The 17,313-nt window shown below is 54.2% G+C and carries 20 protein-coding genes; 13 read left to right on the forward strand and 7 right to left on the reverse strand.

The window, feature by feature from the left end:
* The first annotated feature begins 81 nt into the window (after window positions 1-81).
* On the forward strand, window positions 82-1,128 hold the full coding sequence (locus tag VMC84_RS01560) for a hypothetical protein (RefSeq protein WP_325377461.1): 1,047 nt from the start codon (window positions 82-84) through the stop codon (window positions 1,126-1,128).
* Between the two features lie 61 nt (window positions 1,129-1,189).
* Window positions 1,190-1,588, forward strand: a complete 399-nt coding sequence (locus tag VMC84_RS01565; RefSeq protein ID WP_325377462.1) for a hypothetical protein — start codon at window positions 1,190-1,192, stop codon at window positions 1,586-1,588.
* Window positions 1,589-2,208: 620 nt separating this feature from the next.
* Here the strand turns inward: VMC84_RS01565 and VMC84_RS01570 are convergent.
* Window positions 2,209-2,943 (reverse strand): molybdopterin-dependent oxidoreductase, encoded by a 735-nt coding sequence (locus tag VMC84_RS01570; protein WP_325377464.1) that lies wholly within the window; start codon window positions 2,941-2,943, stop codon window positions 2,209-2,211.
* Between the two features lie 257 nt (window positions 2,944-3,200).
* On the opposite strand from VMC84_RS01570, the gene VMC84_RS01575 reads away from it, so the two are divergent.
* Both VMC84_RS01575 and VMC84_RS01580 read left to right on the forward strand, forming a co-directional pair.
* Entirely contained in the window at window positions 3,201-4,181 is a 981-nt protein-coding gene (locus VMC84_RS01575; RefSeq protein ID WP_325377465.1) for a single-stranded DNA-binding protein, read from the forward strand.
* A complete protein-coding gene (locus VMC84_RS01580) occupies window positions 4,178-5,026 on the forward strand; it encodes a hypothetical protein (protein ID WP_325377467.1) in 849 nt (282 codons plus the stop codon). The genes VMC84_RS01575 and VMC84_RS01580 overlap by 4 nt, the downstream gene beginning before the upstream one ends.
* Here the strand turns inward: VMC84_RS01580 and VMC84_RS01585 are convergent.
* Window positions 5,023-6,345, reverse strand: a complete 1,323-nt coding sequence (locus VMC84_RS01585; protein WP_325377468.1) for a PKD domain-containing protein — start codon at window positions 6,343-6,345, stop codon at window positions 5,023-5,025. The genes VMC84_RS01580 and VMC84_RS01585 overlap by 4 nt on opposite strands.
* A gap of 273 nt (window positions 6,346-6,618) precedes the next feature.
* Here VMC84_RS01585 and VMC84_RS01590 point away from each other — a divergent pair, with 273 nt between their 5' ends.
* Together VMC84_RS01590 and VMC84_RS01595 are read left to right on the forward strand one after the other, a co-directional pair.
* A complete protein-coding gene (locus tag VMC84_RS01590; RefSeq protein ID WP_325377470.1) occupies window positions 6,619-7,122 on the forward strand; it encodes a hypothetical protein in 504 nt (167 codons plus the stop codon).
* The gene (locus tag VMC84_RS01595; protein ID WP_325377471.1) at window positions 7,122-7,298 is read left to right on the forward strand and encodes a hypothetical protein; all 177 of its coding nucleotides are present in this window, start codon (window positions 7,122-7,124) and stop codon (window positions 7,296-7,298) included. The genes VMC84_RS01590 and VMC84_RS01595 overlap by 1 nt, the downstream gene beginning before the upstream one ends.
* Here the strand turns inward: VMC84_RS01595 and VMC84_RS01600 are convergent.
* Together VMC84_RS01600 and VMC84_RS01605 are read right to left on the reverse strand one after the other, a co-directional pair.
* Window positions 7,295-8,347, reverse strand: coding sequence for a hypothetical protein (locus VMC84_RS01600; RefSeq protein WP_325377472.1), 1,053 nt, complete (start codon window positions 8,345-8,347; stop codon window positions 7,295-7,297). The genes VMC84_RS01595 and VMC84_RS01600 overlap by 4 nt on opposite strands.
* Window positions 8,348-8,396: 49 nt before the next feature.
* A complete protein-coding gene (locus VMC84_RS01605; RefSeq protein ID WP_325377474.1) occupies window positions 8,397-8,609 on the reverse strand; it encodes a hypothetical protein in 213 nt (70 codons plus the stop codon).
* A 120-nt stretch (window positions 8,610-8,729) separates the two neighbouring features.
* Between VMC84_RS01605 and VMC84_RS01610 the strand changes: the two genes are divergently transcribed.
* From VMC84_RS01610 to VMC84_RS01625, 4 genes are all read left to right on the forward strand, one after another.
* Window positions 8,730-9,503 carry an ABC transporter permease gene (locus VMC84_RS01610; RefSeq protein ID WP_325377492.1) on the forward strand — a complete coding sequence of 258 codons (774 nt, stop codon included), beginning with the start codon at window positions 8,730-8,732 and terminating at the stop codon, window positions 9,501-9,503.
* A gap of 65 nt (window positions 9,504-9,568) precedes the next feature.
* Complete coding sequence (locus VMC84_RS01615) at window positions 9,569-10,855, forward strand: ABC transporter ATP-binding protein (RefSeq protein ID WP_325377476.1); 1,287 nt, start codon at window positions 9,569-9,571, stop codon at window positions 10,853-10,855.
* Window positions 10,856-11,168: 313 nt separating this feature from the next.
* Window positions 11,169-11,858, forward strand: a complete 690-nt coding sequence (locus VMC84_RS01620) for an MBL fold metallo-hydrolase (protein WP_325377478.1) — start codon at window positions 11,169-11,171, stop codon at window positions 11,856-11,858.
* Window positions 11,859-12,243: 385 nt separating this feature from the next.
* Window positions 12,244-12,666, forward strand: coding sequence for a hypothetical protein (locus tag VMC84_RS01625; RefSeq protein WP_325377480.1), 423 nt, complete (start codon window positions 12,244-12,246; stop codon window positions 12,664-12,666).
* Here VMC84_RS01625 and albA read toward each other — a convergent pair whose 3' ends face one another.
* From albA to VMC84_RS01640, 3 genes are all read right to left on the reverse strand, one after another.
* Window positions 12,667-12,945 (reverse strand): DNA-binding protein Alba, encoded by a 279-nt coding sequence (gene albA / locus VMC84_RS01630; RefSeq protein ID WP_325377482.1) that lies wholly within the window; start codon window positions 12,943-12,945, stop codon window positions 12,667-12,669.
* A gap of 159 nt (window positions 12,946-13,104) precedes the next feature.
* Window positions 13,105-13,257: a hypothetical protein gene (locus tag VMC84_RS01635; protein ID WP_325377484.1), complete on the reverse strand. Its 153-nt coding sequence runs from the start codon at window positions 13,255-13,257 to the stop codon at window positions 13,105-13,107.
* Window positions 13,258-13,350: 93 nt separating this feature from the next.
* Complete coding sequence (locus VMC84_RS01640) at window positions 13,351-14,619, reverse strand: hypothetical protein (RefSeq protein WP_325377486.1); 1,269 nt, start codon at window positions 14,617-14,619, stop codon at window positions 13,351-13,353.
* Window positions 14,620-14,718: 99 nt separating this feature from the next.
* On the opposite strand from VMC84_RS01640, the gene hisC reads away from it, so the two are divergent.
* Genes hisC through VMC84_RS01655 form a run of 3 tightly spaced genes read left to right on the forward strand, consistent with a single transcriptional unit; the run spans window position 14,719 to window position 16,942 of the window.
* Window positions 14,719-15,804, forward strand: coding sequence for a histidinol-phosphate transaminase (gene hisC, locus VMC84_RS01645; RefSeq protein ID WP_325377488.1), 1,086 nt, complete (start codon window positions 14,719-14,721; stop codon window positions 15,802-15,804).
* Entirely contained in the window at window positions 15,801-16,307 is a 507-nt protein-coding gene (locus VMC84_RS01650) for an adenylate kinase family protein (protein ID WP_325377490.1), read from the forward strand. The genes hisC and VMC84_RS01650 overlap by 4 nt, the downstream gene beginning before the upstream one ends.
* A 2-nt stretch (window positions 16,308-16,309) precedes the next feature.
* Window positions 16,310-16,942, forward strand: coding sequence for a CDP-alcohol phosphatidyltransferase family protein (locus VMC84_RS01655; RefSeq protein ID WP_325377494.1), 633 nt, complete (start codon window positions 16,310-16,312; stop codon window positions 16,940-16,942).
* Window positions 16,943-17,313 lie beyond the last annotated feature (371 nt).

The following is a 17,313-nucleotide window of genomic DNA, read 5'->3' on the forward strand; positions in this document are numbered from 1 at the left end:
GTGTTCTCCGTGTTATCCTCCGTGACCGCTGTGGTGAGACCCTATGAAACATTTTTGTTTTTAGAATGTATTTTATAAAACATGGCTGAGCAGGCGGTTTTCCCGGAAAAAGTATCGTCAGGTGCAAAGATAGTCTTCATATTATTAGCCGGCGCCCTGTCGATGTTCTTCGCCGAAGTCTGCTCGGGCTCATCGGTCCTGTGGTTCCTCACGCCCTGGGCCTGGATAGTCACCTTCTGGCTATACCTGGCACACACGGTATTTTTCATCAATCTGGCCCTATACTTCCGCAGGACGTCCCTTACGGCGCTATACCTGTGGGGCGTGCTCTTCGGCCTCTACGAGTCGTGGATCACGAAGGTCGCCTGGGCCGGGTACGCAGGGCAGGCGCCGGGCATAGGCACGTTCCTCGGTTTCGCAATCCCGGAGTTCCCGATCATCACGTTTTTCTGGCACCCTGTTTTTTCCTTTATCCTTCCCATGCTGGCATTCCAGGCACTGTCGGGGCGCGTCCTGCCCGGCCACCTGCAGGTACTCATAAAAAGCCGCCGCAACTGGATACTTTCGGCCCTCGTGGTCATCCTGGGCTCGGCGATCCTGGCATTCAACTCGAAATCGAACCTTGTCGCCACGGTCGTTACGGCACTGGGCAGCTTCGCTCTCATCGGCGCCCTCTATTTAATCGCCTCAAAAAGATATGGAAAACAGTTCTCCATTGAATCGCTTAGACTGGGTAAAGCTGGCATGACATTGCTACTGATATACCTTGCTGCTCTGTATATATTGACTTTTATCTTCATCTTACCGGAAAGGACCGCCCCGCCGCTCACCATATTGCTGACGCTGGGCGTCTATGCCGCTATAATCCTGTTATTGTATTTAAAAAAGCCCGATGCGGTGGAGCACTCCGTTATGCCCGATGGCAAAAGTATCTTCGGCCCCGGGGAACTGACTATCCTTGCCGTTACTTTCACCATCATGGGGGCTCTCTTCTGCCTCGTCCCCACGGCCGATCATATTCTAACGCCAGTCCTGTATTTCGGCCTGGTCCTTCTTTCGCCTGCCCTTCTCCTTTGGGCCGTCGTCAATGTGGTCCGCTTCAGGCAAAAGACCAAAGCCGCAGTCTAAAAATGAAAAGCTATTTAACTCTCGAACGCGAGGATATTAAGCGACCGTAATGGAAACGCGTGTGGATCAGGATACCGCGAACAAGATCGAGAAGATCAACCGAAAGATCGAGGAGATCAACCAGCGGCGGGCCGGACTTCATATGACCAAGATCGAGGACGATCTCGACCGGCAGGAGCTCAACGATTATATTGATACCCTGAACCTGACGACCGAGCAAAAAAGCCTCATCGATAGCTATAGCCAGACCAGCGTCCGCACACTACAGAACCAGAGCGCCTTCTACTATTCCATGATGATCGTCAGCGTGTTCATAGAGGCCTACCTCGGGTACGCCATAATCGACATGATCATGCAGCCCGGCCTGGATATGCTCAATACGGCCTTTCTCTATATGATGATCGCCGTCTTCATCATCAACGCGTTCTACGTCTTACGGTTCATGCGTATAATGAAATGATAATTATTAACAGGTTGAATATTTCTTTTTTAATTGCTGTGTTGAATTACTCCCGTATTTTAAGCTTTTTAAGAGCACGGAGGGCACTATTTTCACCACAGAGGCACGAAGAGCACGGAGGCCCACAAAGTTTTTTTTTAGATTAAGTTACAAAGTACACAAAGCCGGTTCATTGGCGATCAGGGCACGAAGGATACAAAGACACAGTGTAATGAACAAGAGCACTTTTTGCCCCTGTGCCATCATATCCTGTATCTTAGAAGTTCAAAAAGCGGCTCTGTGCCCTTTGTCTCTTAATTATAAAAAAGACTTTGTGGGCCTCCGTGCTCTTCGTGCCTTTGTGGTGAAAAATAGTGCCTCCGTACACTCCGAGACTTAAAAAGGCATATTCAACACAGCATAAAAATTGAAAAAGATAATCGGAAACTATCGATAAATTTGGCTATTACGCAAACGATAAAAATAAGACTACTTGCTAAACAATGACCTATCAATATTCAACGCAGCAGATTTTAATCAAAAAATTACATAGTACACTCGGAGTTCTTAAACGGTTTATTCAATACAAAAAAAGAAAGAATGGAGCCATGTGAAAATTTGGCCCCATTTTAATATCTAGCCTATATCACTTCAATCGATCCCAGATTACTGACCCAGTTGCTTCCCGAGAAGGGCGGGTTGCCAACAAGGATATCCCGAAGTGTCCCATCCGACATTAAGCCTATGATGGACGTGGGACTATCACGGATATCGGCGAGATTTACCGTTGAGCTATAGCTGCCATCGGCAGCGGTGAATTTTACTTTCGTTGCACCGCTCTTAGGCGACGCAGCATTCAGGATATCGTTCAGCAGCGGGCCTGAAGCCGTTATTGTCAGGGTGCCGGATTTTTTAGGCACTGTCGCCGTCACGGTCATTTGTGAGTATGCTTTTAAGTCGATCTTCTTGAGGCTCAGCGGATTATTCACGTTCCCTGTGACTGTGAGAATGACGGGGCCGACCTCTTGCTCTTTCTGGTCGATCCACGGCGCATAGATCGAATATCCGGCATCCGCCGTCGGAGTCGGCACATAGATATCGTTGCCAGGCGTCCACGGGCTCATGGTCGGGTACGGCCCGAGCCAGTACGGTATTGTCGACGGTGTAGACGTGGGCACAGGCGTGGCCGCGGGTGTCGGAACGGCCGTTGCAGCCGGCGTCACCACGGGGGCAGTTGTCGGCGCGGCTGTCGGTACCGCCGTGGCCTCAGGCGTCGGGCTGACCGTCATGGTCCCAGTCGTGCATCCCGATATTGCCGTCATCGCGAGCAATATCGCTAACATCGTTATGATCGCTGTTAATTTCGTTCGGTCCATATTCGAATCACCTGCATATGTTTAGATAGTAAGGCGCTATAATTGAAGCTATATTGCTTTCTATTTAAACCTGATGTAACCGCTTTTAATTACAAATTAGGCAAAAAATACATTTTTTACCGCCGATAAGGACAAAAAGGCAGATATGACCTTAAAAACGGCAATAAGACCGAAAAGATAAAATTTAAAGGGCTTTAATAATAATTAAGTAGGAAAAAACTGATAATTCTGGATAAACATTTAGTTTGGTGGTATACATGGACGATCCAATCGCGCCCATAGTCGATGACCTAAACCGGGCGCTGGGAATAGACAGAGATACTCTGGAAAAAGAGCTGAAGCTGCTTATCATAGATTTTAAAGTGCCCGTGGAAGAGGCCCGCAGGAGCATCATAAAGAAACACTCTGCGGATGTGGCCGCTGAAGTCGCGGCAGAGCCGGAAGGCCGGGCCGTCCACGACCCGTCGATCAAGCTTTTAAAAGATTTGAGGGCAGGTGACTCGGGCGTGACCGTGCTGGCCAACGTGGTCGAGCCAAGGTACCGGGAGATCACGACGTCCCGGGGCACGACGACCGTTATCAACGGCATGCTCGAGGACTCGACGGCGAAAGTGCATTTTACCGCGTGGCTGGACCTTCCCGCACTATTCTCTGGCAAGGCCCTGCTGGCCAAGAACGTGTACGTGAACGGCTTTCACGGCATGCCGAGCGTTAACATCGGCGAGAGGTCTACGCTGGAAGAATTCGATGGAAGCGTGCCGGGATATATGACCAGGCGCTGCAGCCTTGCCGAGCTGATGGAGGGCGATGGCGCCTACGATATCGAGGTCGAAGGCGATGTGGTCTCCATTCGCCCGGGGTCCGGCCTCATCGAGCGCTGCCCTATCTGCAGCCGCGTCATGCAGAAGGGCCAGTGCCGTGCCCACGGCCGCTCAGGGGGCGTGAAGGACCTTCGCATAAAGGCCATCCTGGACGACGGCACAGGCTCGCTAATTTGTGTTTTCGACCATACGCTGACACGTGCGGTTCTCGGCATCGAGCTCGAGATGGCCCTGGAGAACGGCACGCTGGAGAATCCCGAAGAGCGCTTAAAGGCAGCCCTTATCGGCTTTCCGTTCGTCATCCGGGGCAATGTGACCCGCGGCGAGTACGGCAGGATCCTGATCGCGACAAAGGCGACCAGGCCCGACGAGGACGTCGGGAAGCTGGCGCGGGAACTGATGGTGAGCATGCGATGAGTGAGCGAGAGGTCGCCAGGCGGACGTTCGCCCGGGAGTTCAACGATTCAAACCTGCAGCAGGGAGAATCCATCGACAGGTCCCCGAACTTTATCGTGACGCCGACGGGCATCATCTGTAACCGGGTATTTATCGTGGGCGTACTCACGGAGGTGGAGAACATCGGCCTGGAAGGCCAGACTATGTACCGGGCCAGGATCGCAGACCCGACGGGCGTATTTACGGTATATGCCGGCGAGTACCAGCCTTCGGCCGCGCTCTTCTTATCGTCGATCAAGACGCCGGCATACGTGGCCGTCGTCGGAAAGGCCCGTATGTTCACTCCCGAAAAAGGGGCCTATTATATGTCAGTCCGTCCGGAGGAGATCAACCTGGTCGACGAGTACGTCAGGAATCGCTGGGTCTACATGACCTCCCTCTTCACGCTGGAGGCGATCCGTACCATGGAGCGGGCCATGGAAAGCGGGCTCAGGGGCTCGGAACTGGAACGCTACATGAGCGCCACGACCCCTGATGCGGCGGGCATCGCTATTGCGCTGGACCATTACCACGTCTCCGTGGATCGAATGGAAGCGTACCGGCAAATGGTCATGGACGCGCTGGCGACTATCCTGGACGTGATGCCCAAGGAGAAAAAGGAGGCATCGTCCGATGGCATGGCGCTGGCCATCATCGAGGACATGATCAAAAGGCTCGACAGGGGAGACGGCGTGAGCTACGAGGTACTTCTTGACGCGGCGGAGAAGCTGGGCTACGGCGAAATGTCGGTGGAAAAAACGTTAAACGCCCTGATGGACGCCGGCCGGTGCTACGAGCCCCGTATCGGCATCCTTAAGCTGATCTAATCCTTATTTTTTTTATCTTTATCGTCCTGGTTTTCGCCCAGCACAAGGCCATAGATATAGTCCTTATCCACGTCGTTGCGCTTTTTCGCAGGCTTCGGTGCCGGCTGGTCTTTAGCTTCGGGCTTCGCCTTTGGCTTCAGGAGGTCCGAAATCTTAGCGGATGATTTCTTCGGCTCGGGCGGCTTTTCGACGGGCTTCACGACTTCGGCCGCTTTTACCGGTATCGGCTTCATTGCGGGTTCGGCGGGCTTTACCGGCATCTCAGGAGGCTTCACCACGACCGGCGGCTTCACGGCTTCAGGCGCTTTTACAGGCGCCGATTTTATAGCAGCCTCGGCTGGCATCGGCGGCGTCTCGGGAAGCTTAACCGCTTCGGGAGCCTTTACGGCCTCAGCGGATTTTACAGCCGCGCGAGCATTCACAAGCTCGGCAATGTCGATCATATCCTGTGGCGTGATGGACTCTTCCGCTGGATTCGCCGGTATCTCTGCAGGCTTGATGGCAGTATCATGCATGGCTTCTTTGCCGGGGGATTTCTTACTGATCGCCGGCATATGGCCCTTTCGCTCCGACGGGCCTGGTGAATTCTTCGCCCCCTTATTTTCCGCACGCTTGCTCAGGCTGGTCAAATAATAGATGACCATGAAGGCGATGACGATAGCGATGAGCGCCGTAAGTATGATCTGGATAAGGTCCTCTGATATGGAGAATGTAAGCTTGCCCTGGCTCTGCGGCGTATCCGATGTAACTTTCGATTCGGGCGCAATGATCGCAGTTGCCGACATGTTATTTGACGAGCCCTGAGCGATGGGCGTGGTCACGACGATTTGGGCTGTTTTTATGTCACTTCCGCCGGGGCTCGATACCTTCAGGCTGACCTTATAAGTGTTCGGGGTCGTATAAACGTGCACGGGGGTCGGCTCTGCGCTGTGCTGTGTCCCGTCTCCGAAATCCCATTCATAGGAGAGCGAGCCGGCGGACGCCAGGCTCGTGAATTTAACCGTCAGAGGCGCCGGGCCGGTGGTCGTGTTCATCTTGAATTCTGATACGGGCTTCGATGGGGATGGTTCATATACCGTTATATAGGCGAGTTTCGTTTCAGTGCCGATGACACGAGAGCCGTTTGAGACTGCTAAGCTTACATCGTACGTACCCGCGCTATTATACGTATGCGAAGGGTTCTGCGCCGTGCTTCCGCCATCACCGAAACTCCAGGTCCACGCGCTCCTGTAGCCAGTGGTATCGTCCGTGAACTGGACGGTGAGGGGAGCGTTACCGGATGTCACGCTCGCGTGAAAAGCCACGCCCCCGTCCGACATGGCAGGTAAAGAGATACTGATTATGATTGATAATAAAAATAAAACGGTAGACGCTACAGTTATAATAGATCTGAAGTGCGTATTCTTCAACATGAGCTACTCACCCTGGAACGATAGACCACCTAAGCCCATAACCATTATTGATTATATAGCTATATAGTTATCCAAATAAATTTTTTTGGTCGGCTTAAAAAGAATAGTCTGAATACTGTAGGACGACAAAAAAACACTTAAGCATGAAGGTCAATCTAATCACAGGGATGGGGTGCAATTATGACCGTGAATAAAGGACATAAGAAGCCGGCTCCGAAGCAGGCGCCCCTGTTCGGGCAGAAGCCCGAAGAGCACCTGGATCCGGCGGAAGAGAACCTTTCGCTCATTATCGATAAAAGATCATATGACCGGTTCATCAAGGTCATCGCGCTACGCATTTATACGGATTTCGAAAAGAAGCTGAGGGATTCGGGCGTGCAGAGGCCGGAGCTGAGCCTCGTCGGATACGACCTGACCAAGACGACGACGGAGTCGGACATACGGATGGCGAATTACATCGCGCTTAACGCCCGTATCATACTCGATAAGGCTTTCGCCGACCCCCGCGAGTTTGCCTCACGCTATATGCCGCGTGTCATGCACGAGTCGGCCGATGGAGACCTCGCCGGCCACATGGAGAGTAAGGTCCAGCACGATATCATGATGGAGATACGCTCCATCGCCATGCAGCATATCCCGGAGGATGAGCGGTTTGGCTACCGCCACAAGTTCAAGGTGCTCTGATGAAGCTGACGTTCAGCCCCTGGAGCGCAGCCCTGGGGCTGCTGGTACTTCTCATGATCGCCTCGATCCTGGGGCTCGTGCCCTATGTGACGCCTATCAGCGTATTCTGGCTCGTGGTAACTGTCTTCTGCCTGTGGGCGATCAAGAAGATATTTTTCTCCGAAAAGAAAGGCTAGCGTGCCCTGAGCGTACTAATTAACGACCGGCCATTTTCATCCGAATCCAGCACGCTCGACATGACGACGTCTGCCAGATATGGCGCGATGGGCCCCGGGTCGGGCTTCACATAGACGATATTGGCGTCGGGCAGCTCATTCTTCAGGCGCTCCACGGACTCGGCCGGACCTCCGCACGAGTAAGGATGCCTGTGCAGCAGCGCCGTCGCCCCCGTGACAATGATGTGCGTACAGCCGGCGTCCACGAGGCGCCTGGCGGCCTCGCTCACGTCCGGGAGGGCGAAGTCGATGAACCCGGACTCTACTGCGTGGAAGCCACCCGCCCGAAGTTGCGCTTCCGCCTGCCGCAGGAGCCCGCCAATCGCTGGACAGCAGCCACCCATACAGGCTTCCCTCGACAGTTTTGAAATCTCGGACGAGGCCCTGGCGAAATTATTAAGGGCGGCAATACTACCGGAAACCGATGCGGGGTCGTGCGCACACACGAGAACGATGCCCCGCTCCTCCATGCTCCTGAAGCTGCGCCCGGGCATTTTCCATTTGCCCGCCTGGCCATGGAACGTATATGCCAGAGACTGCTGCACGATACGGACAATGTCAACGCTGTCGATCGCGGGCTCTGTGGCAAGGAGATCGAGGGCTGGGTTGTCCCTGAAGACCTTATTAAGCTCGAGGGGCAGGATTTTATCGGCCCCATAGCCGGGCAGCATCAGGCCCGAAGCGCCTGCGCAGATGATGCGCCGGGCGCCGCGGGCTGCCGTCCTGTATACGGCCTGCCGGATCCCGGGCGAGCGAAGGCTAAGATAGGAAAGCTCCAGGTGGTCTGGCTTCATGCGGGATAAAAGATGATAAGCGATATGAAGGCCCGCCAGGGCATAATCGTCGTCGAACCGTGGCTTATCATAGAACGACTGGCTCTGGAGGATATCCCGGGCTAAGAGGCATTGCTGGAACAGCACCATATTTTTCTCGGAATCTAAAAAGCCGTCCGGGAAATCGCCGTGCCATAGCAATAGCAGCCCCGGGCGGTCGCCATGGTACATATCCATGCCCGCGCATCCTCATATCTGCATTCGTGATGCCTGGATTTATGCCTGATTAACTGATAAAGCGGCCTAATCGCCGGATGAGGGATTTAACGGCCCGGAAGAGCCGTGCCTTCAGGCCGGTGAAGACGAACTCAAGGGCAAAATAAGCTACGGCGATGATAGCCAGCAGATAGCATAGCGGCACGATGAGGTCCATGCATAGCCTGTCGACGCCGGCTATATTAACCGTTGCGATGCCCGCCGGGAAAATCCGGTGATACATGCGTAAAATAATAAATCCATACCCAGTCTCGATAGTTAAAGGGGAGGAAAGGAGACGCAGATCACGACGTATGAGCCCGATAACTCGATAAAAAAAGGGTATATCGCGCTCCTGAGAGAGATCGGCAGCGAAGTCTCCCGGAATAAATGGCTCACCTGGCAGCTTTTCAAGAGGGATTTTTTTGCCATCTATCGCCAGTCGTTCATGGGTTTCCTCTGGGCCTTCATCGTCCCGATGGTAAGCGTCGGCTCGTTCATCGTACTCAGCAACGCCGGGCTGTTCCAGATCGGACACATCGACGTGCCTTACCCGATATACGCCATACTCGGAATGGCGTTCTGGCAGCTATTCTCCATGGGGCTCATCGCGAGCACGAACTCGCTGGTGCTCGCCGGCTCCATGATAACGAAAATTAATTTCTCGAAAAAATCACTCGTAATCGCATCGGTCGGCCAGTCGGTCATCTCATTCGCCGTGCAGATGGGCCTCGTATGCTTGCTCTTCGTATATTTCCGGAGGATGCCTGACCCGGCAATCCTCCTGATGCCGCTGCTCATGCTGCCCATCATCCTGCTCACGCTCGGCATGGGCTTCATACTGTCGCTGCTGAACGGCATCATGCGGGATACGGGCAGCGTCATAACCCTGCTCATGACCTTCCTCATGTTCCTCACGCCCATCCTGTACGTCAGGCCGTCCTCCGGCATGCTGGCCGCCGTGACGTCCTATAACCCCCTTTATTACCTCATCTCGTCAATGAGAGAAATGATCCTCACGGGCACGATCAGCGAGCCCCTGGGCTTTGCCCTCTCGACGGCCCTGTCTATGGCCATATTCGCCATAAGCCTGGTCATATTCCACCTGACCGAGACAAGGGTCGCGGAGCGGATTTGAGGCGTGATAAAAGTGAATGACCTATTTAAAATACATCATACTCAACTTATCATGGCTGGGATCGGATGGATGACGAGTACGTTGTGATAGTCGATAAAGTATCCAAGAAGTACTGTAAGTCCCTAAAACGCTCGATGCTCTATGGCATGCACGACATCGGGCGAAATCTTCTGGGCTTGAGCTCGAACTCGCACGTGCTGCGAAAGGACGAGTTCTTCGCCGTCCGGGACGTCACCTTCCGGCTAAAAAAAGGCGAAACGCTGGGCATCCTGGGCATGAACGGCTCTGGCAAGAGCACCCTGCTGAAGATGCTTAACGGCATTTTTTGGCCCGACAAAGGCCGGATCACCGTTAAGGGCAAAGTCGGGGCGCTCATCGAGGTGGGCGCCGGCTTTCACACGGCATTGACGGGCCGGGAGAACGTGTACATCAACGCCGCCATCTGCGGCATGACAAAAGAGGAGATCGACGCGAAGTTCGACGATATCGTCGAGTTCGCCGAGATCGGCGACTTCATCGACGTGCCGGTGAAGCACTACTCGAGCGGCATGTTCGTGAAGCTGGGCTTTTCCGTGGCAATCCACTGTGAGCCCGACATCCTCGTGGTGGACGAGGTACTGGCCGTAGGCGACGCCCGCTTCATCGAGAAGTGCCAGGAGCGCATCAACCGCATGCTTGAGAGGGGTGCGACGCTGGTGCTAGTCTCCCATAACCTGCGGCTCATCGCGGCCATGTGCTCCCGGGCCATCGTCATTGGCGCCGACGGCCGCCTGATCCTGGACAGCGACATCAATTCCGCGGTCCGCAAGTACGAGGAGCTGCTGCTGGAGCATGACTGCGAGGTCAAGGCCAGGTCCCATTCCATCGAAAAGCTTAACAAGTGCCGTGTCTCGAACCATCGCATCACGGACGAGCGCGGAGTCGCGCTCGAGGCATATCCTATCGGAGGCAACATCCACTATTCCTTCGACTATGCCCTGAACCCGTCAGTGGACCTGGATAAGGTCCGGTTCAGCCTGGGCCTGATGAAGGAAAAGGAGCAGTTCCACGTGGCCCGCTACATCAATACGCTCGACGGCTACCGTCTAAAGCACCACGAGGGCCGCATCGAGTTCATCATTAACACTAATGTGACCTCTGGCAACTACATGTTCGACATCAGCTTTTTCGACGAGAGCATCCTGCCGCTGGACATCCAGTTCAGCCCGAAGTTCCGCGTGATACACCCGAGCTTCCCGAAGGTCGATAAGGAGTATTTCGGCCAGTTCCTGCTCAAGCCCTGTATCAACACCTATCCGCTCAAGGTACAGGGGGACAAAAAGCAGGAGATCATCACGCCCAAAAAGGTATGAACCACGGAGGGCACGGCGCTTTTTATTCACCACGGCGACACGGCGAACATGGCGCTCTTTAAAATTCGACACGGCGACACCACGGCGACACGGTTTCCTGATAATATTATTAAGCAGGGGGTCTCCGAGGGGTAAGCAAGAGCGCTCCGCGCGGCGTCAGCCCCCTTCAGGAATTAAAAAAGCGCCGTGTTCGCCGTGTCGCCGTGGTGAATAATAAACCGTGCCCTCCGTGGTGCCCCCGTGCCGCCGTGGTGAAGCGCGGGCTGGAATATATTTTAAATACGTGTCCGCCAATTATTATCTGGTCACGATTATGGCAGAACTGGTCCCGGGCATCCACCTGGTCGATAACTCCATCGGCTGTAACACGTATATCATAATTGACAGCGGCATCACGCTGGTCGATACGGGCCTGCGGGGGAACGAGAAGAATATCTATGGCTGTCTGCAAAAGCTGGGCTACACGCCGAAGGATATCCGGCGTATCATCATCACACATGCCCATATCGACCACATCAACTGTCTTTATCGTTTGAAGAGCGACTCGGGAGCGCAGGTCTTCGCGGGCGCGGCCGAAGCGGATATGATCGAGGGCAGGAAGCCGCTGCACGCCGCCGGCGGCCTGTTCGGGATATTTTCCGGCATAATGCGGATCTACTACCGGTACAGGCCCGTCAACGTCGACGTGAAGCTCAGGGAAGGCGATAACATCGACGTGCTGGACGGCCTGAAGGTGATCACGCTCAGCGGGCATAGCGAAGGCAACCTCGGGCTGTATAGCCCGCAGCATAGCCTGGTCTTTTCCAGCGACACGATCCGCGTGCTGGACGGCAGGCTGGCCGCCCCCAACCCGAAATTTACGGCCGACATGGCGGAGGCCATCGACGCGATCAAGCGCCTGTCCGGATTAAGTTTTGACATCATGCTCCCCGGGCACGGCAAGCCCATCCTGAGCGGTGCCTCGGAAAAAGTGAGAGAGCTCTACCACGAGATGAAACATTAAGCATATACAGGCAAGCGCCGAAGGTATATAAGCAGCCGCATGGCGAGGATTCGCTCAAAATAGGGTTTTATTTCTCTAAATCAAACTTTTTACAATATGAAAACAATATTAATGAGGTTAATCAGCAAAGTATTTATCATACAAGATTACATATTAACTTCTTGAGCGGGTGAAATGCCGTTTTTATAACTGCACAATCCAATCCATCCCCTACCAACCCGCTCACCCTTAATTATCAATTTTTAAAAAAAGCAATTACCCTAATTTTCGGAAAGCGTTAAGTTAATATACATTATAAAATAATAAATATATAATTTTATTATTTGCGTTAATACAATTAATATTTAATGCCAGAATTACAGTATACGTCGAGCGGGGAAATGCAATGAGGGCCAGGGATACTGCGATGACGCTCGAGGAATTCAGGAAATATTACGACAGCCATCGCGGCGTTATCTCTTCCGTCAGGGCCTATGATGCGGCCGGCGGCCGCTGGGCTGGCATCGATGAGCTCTTCGACCGCTCCGGGGCTTATACGCTTATCGTCGTCCGCTTTAAGAACGATACGTTCCTGCGTGTGGACATTAAGCCCTCTGTGCAGTTGCGTATGAGCCCTAAGAGATATTCAAGCGCCGCAGTCTGGCACCGGCTGGGAGCCCGCCTCACGTACGAGGAAAAGGAGTTCCTGGGATCCCTTACCCGGGATTTGACCGTGGATGATTTAATAAAAACGATCGAAGCGTCGGAATTCGAAGGAAAGGCAGCCCTTCTGGAAAAGCTCAGGGAAGCGTCTAAAAAGATAAGATGATCATGCGTTGCGCCTGAGGAATATCTCGATGGACGAGACTTTTATCGAATCGCCCTTCTCGCTTTTCAGCTCCTCGGTGCCGATCTGGATCTTATCGATGGTCACGTCCAGTAAAAAGCGGTTCCGCACGACTTCCGCCGTGTCGACGGCCCTGGATATGGCACGGCCTCTGGCCTTGATCGTGACTTCTTTGGCGCCCTCGTTGAACTGTGTGACAGCGGCAAGCACATAGTTCATCACCGGCTTGTTACCGACGTAGATCACGTTGTCTTCTGGCATTGACTGAACACTCCCGATGTGGACCTCTGTTGCCCATAAATATAATGTCCATAGCTAATATAGCTTTTTCGACATTCGTTTGTTTATATAACACCTGATTTTATATGAACGACTGTAAAAGAAAGGCTCTGCTGACGTAAAAATAAAAAAGAGACGGTATTACATAGGGTATATCGAGCTGGTGACGTCCTTGTCGACGATGCACTCCTTGATATCCCTGTGGCATCCGGGACACTCGGTATCCTTGCCCAGCTTGATCTCCGCGCCGCACTGAGTGCAGGCGGTGCATGACGAAATATTTTCCTCGACCATAATGATCAAGGAAAAATCACGATATGATAATATTTAATAATAAACTATTTTTTTAGCGGAGCGCATGCAATGGCGTAGCCGGATAATGGCATTCTACTGGCTCTCGAATGTGAGAAGGTTATCCTCGGCCTTACAGAGCCGTGAAGCGAGGCTTCTGGCACGTTCCCGGGCCTCCGGGCCTTCCGCCCACACTCTGAGCATAGGCTTCGAGCCCTGTGCACGGACCGGCTGTGCATATCTGATGCCGTCCACGTCGAGCAACGCGCTCATCAATTCGTCGGCCAGGCTGCCGGTATGCTTCTGGATCGGGCCGACGATACGCGGCACGGTCCGGCCGCAGGACTCGCACTCGCCATAGACTATGCCGCCTTCGGCAATGTCGCCCGTCCGGTAACGGAGCAGCGCCGTTCCTCTCCCGTCGATGCTCGTGAAAACAAGCTCTCCGCGCTCGCCCGGGCCCACCGGCTCCCCGGTCTTCACGTCTACGCACTCCCAGATGTGGACATCAGGATAGGTGTGGTAGCCCGTCCCGCCGGGGCAGCCGGGAAAAGACTGCCGGCACTCGGGGACGGCATAGGAATCGACAAGCACCGGGGAGGCGCCGGCTTTCTCAAGCATGCCCTGGAGCTTCGAGCGCAGCGGGCCGTCAAGCGTGGACCCCGATAAAAGGGCGATGCGCAGGCTGCTAAATTCAGCCTCGGACGCTTTCGCGACAAAGCAAAGGTAATGGGGGTCGCAGGCCACCACCGTCGGGTTCAGCCGCTTTGCCGCAAGAAGCCCTTCCCGGGGTCCGGCCTGGCCGGCGCTTATCGAGAAGATGCGCAGCATCATGGCCATGTAATGGGAATGCCAGAAGTCGATGCTCTGGCCGTACGGATGAGCGTTCAGGCAGCGGTCCACTTGCATGAGGCCCGCGCAGGCTGCCGCCCGCCCGCAGAGCTCCTTAAAGATGCCCATGTCGAACTTCGAGAGGTAGATGGGCACGCCGTTGGCCGTATCGAAGGTTGTGACGGGGTAATATTCGTCGATCTGCCGGATACGGGAGTTGCCCACAAGCGTATCGTAGAACAGGTACTGGAATCGGGAGGCCATCAGGCGAGGCCCGGTATACGCTTTTTCCACGGGCGTCAGGATAAATGATTCGGGGTTGGAGGCCAGGTCCTCGTGTGTCGTGAACGGGAGCCGCCGCAGGTCATCACAACTTTCGATGTCCCATGGATCGATGTGGGACTGCCGGAGCATCTTGCTATAGAACGGTTGATGGCGGAACATCCGGACCATCGCGCGAAGCTTTCGGGCCTGAAGGTCGCCGATGCTTTTCCAGTCCAGCTTTTCCATGTCGGGATTCCAGTACTGTGCCATCCCGTATTTATAGGCGACCGGGGATTAAAAAGTAAACGGTCCCGCGGGCACATGATAAATGCTATAAGCAAAGACGACTTCTCGAATAATTGTTTTTTTATGGCGATCAGACCGAAACCCTCGATCGAGAGCATGAAGGAATACGTGGCGGGAAGGAACATCGAAGAGGTCGCCCGCTCTTACGGTATCGCTCCACGGGACGTCATCAAGCTCGCATCCAACGAGAACTGCCTGGGCCCGAGCCCTAAGGCCATCGCCGCCGTCAAAAAGGCGGCCGGCACCATTCATCTATACCCCAGCGTCGACGCGATCGAGCTGAAGGAAGCGCTCGCGGCGCACTATGGCCTGCCCGTCGGTAATATCGTCACAGGCCCCGGCATGGATGGTGTCCTGGAGACTCTGCTGCGAGTGTTCCTGGATAAAGGCGACGAGTCGGTCATACCCGTGCCGACGTTCTCCTATTACGAGAACGTGACCGGCTTCAGCAGCGCCAGCCCCGTATTCTCGATGCGGAAGCCCGACTACAGCATTGATGTCGAAGACATATTGGATAAGGTCAACGACCGCACGAAGTTCATATTTATCACCTCGCCGAACAACCCCACGGGCAATGTCACCCCCGTCGAGGACATCGAGCGGATCGCGAAAGCCGTTAAATGCCTCGTGTTCGTGGACGAGGCGTATATCGATTTCTCGGACCGCCCTGTGCTGGACCTGGTTAAAAAATTCGATAACGTCATCGTAGGCCGGACTATGTCCAAGGCCTGGGGCCTGGCCGGATTGCGTATCGGCTATGCTTTTGTCCCGGAATGGGTCCTGAAGCAGTATATGAAAGCGGCAACGCCGTTCGCGATCAGCCGCGTCTCCATCGCCGCCGCTCTGGGGGCCCTGAGTGATACGGAGTACTATCGTAAGTCCATTGAAACGGTAAAGAAGGGCCGGAAATATTTAGCAGAGAGCCTGCCCTTTAAGGCCTTGCCGTCGGAGGCAAATTTCATACTCATGGACGTCGCGCCCCTCAAGTCGAAGTTCGTGGCCGATGAATGCATGAAGAGGGGGGTCATCCTGCGTGACTGTTCCCCATTCCGCGGCATGGGTGATACTTTTGTCCGTATCACGGTGGGCACGCCTGCGGAGAACAAGCGCCTCGTGAATGCTCTCAAAGATATTCGCGGTGGCGCATGAAGATCGCGCTCACGGGCACCCCGGGCACCGGCAAGTCCACCATCGCCGACACGATCGATGAAGGCTTTCGTGTCGTCCACGTGAACGAGCTAATTAAAAATGGCTACAGCCTGGGCATGGACGAGGAGCGGGATTGCCTTATCGCCGATCTGCCCCGGCTTTCAAAGTACGTCAGGAGCCTGAAAGGGGATGTCATCCTTGAAGGCCATACGTCGCATCTTCTGCCGGCGGACACGATCATCGTCCTCCGCGCCTCGCCCGCTGCCCTCCGGGAACGATTAAAAAACAGAGGCTGGAGCGAGGCAAAGATCAAAGAGAATATCGAGGCGGAGGCGCTCGACCTCATCCTCGTCGAAGCCCTGGACACGCATAAAAAGGTTTATGAAATCGATACGACCAATATGAAACCAATGCAAGCCAGGGATGCGGTGAGGGAGGCCATTCGGGGCACAGATAAGTATACGCCGGGAGCCATCGACTTTAGCGAGGAGGCTTTCCTGTGACCATGGACTCGCTCCGCTCGACGGCCGTGCTCCTGCTCGACCCCTTCATTAATGTGTTTCAGTCCCTTAACGTTACGGCGAACGCTCTCACCGTAATATCGCTCGTCTTCGCAATCATTGCCGGCGTCTGCTATTACTTTTCATCGAATAACCCGTGGATGCTCTTTGCCGCCCTCGTCTTTGTCTTCCTGAACGCCTTCATGGACGGCGCCGACGGCATGCTGGCCCGGAAGACGAACAGCGCCTCGAAGTATGGCGACTTTCTGGACCACGTGATCGACCGGTACTCCGACGTCTTCATCATCGGTGGCGCGTGCCTCGGGGGATACGTTGATCCGGTGATGGGCATCATCATTCTAACGGGCGTGCTGCTGGCCAGCTACCTGGGCACGCAGGCCCAGGCGGTCGGCATCGGCCGGGCCTATGGAGGCATCATGGGAAGGGCGGACCGGCTCATCATCCTGGTGCTCGCCACCTCCCTGAATATCGCCTATAGGCCGGCATTCGGGCTCTATGGCGTTAATTATAGCATCCTCGGATGGGCGCTCATCATCATCGGCATCGCCAGCCACATCACGGCCCTGCAGCGCATCTGGCACACGAGAAAGATGCTGCTCGAAGGCGAAAATAAATAATTGTATTCAAGTTGATTCGCGGATTTGTCCGGTTTTTTATTTTCGACTCACGGTTGTACGAACGTCGCTAACCATGTGAGGTACTTGATGACTTTAGTCTCGCCATATAATTTCATTCTGGCTTTAAGTGCTCGAAGGGCACGGAGGACACTATTTTCACCACAGAGGCCAGTAGTTCCGTGTTTGTTTAATAGTCCTTTGCCCTATTTTCCACTTTCGTACTGCCCGTCGGTTTTTCAACACGAAAACACGAATTCTTTTATATCCCACGTAAGGGCACTAAAATCACTAAGGCCCATGCCTGGCGCTTAAAACACGAAACAACCTCCCGAATGGCACTAAAACACTAAAGGATTGAAACACGAGAACGG

It is taken from the genome of Methanocella sp., assembly GCF_035506375.1.
In the GTDB taxonomy this organism is placed as follows: Archaea; Halobacteriota; Methanocellia; order Methanocellales; family Methanocellaceae; genus Methanocella.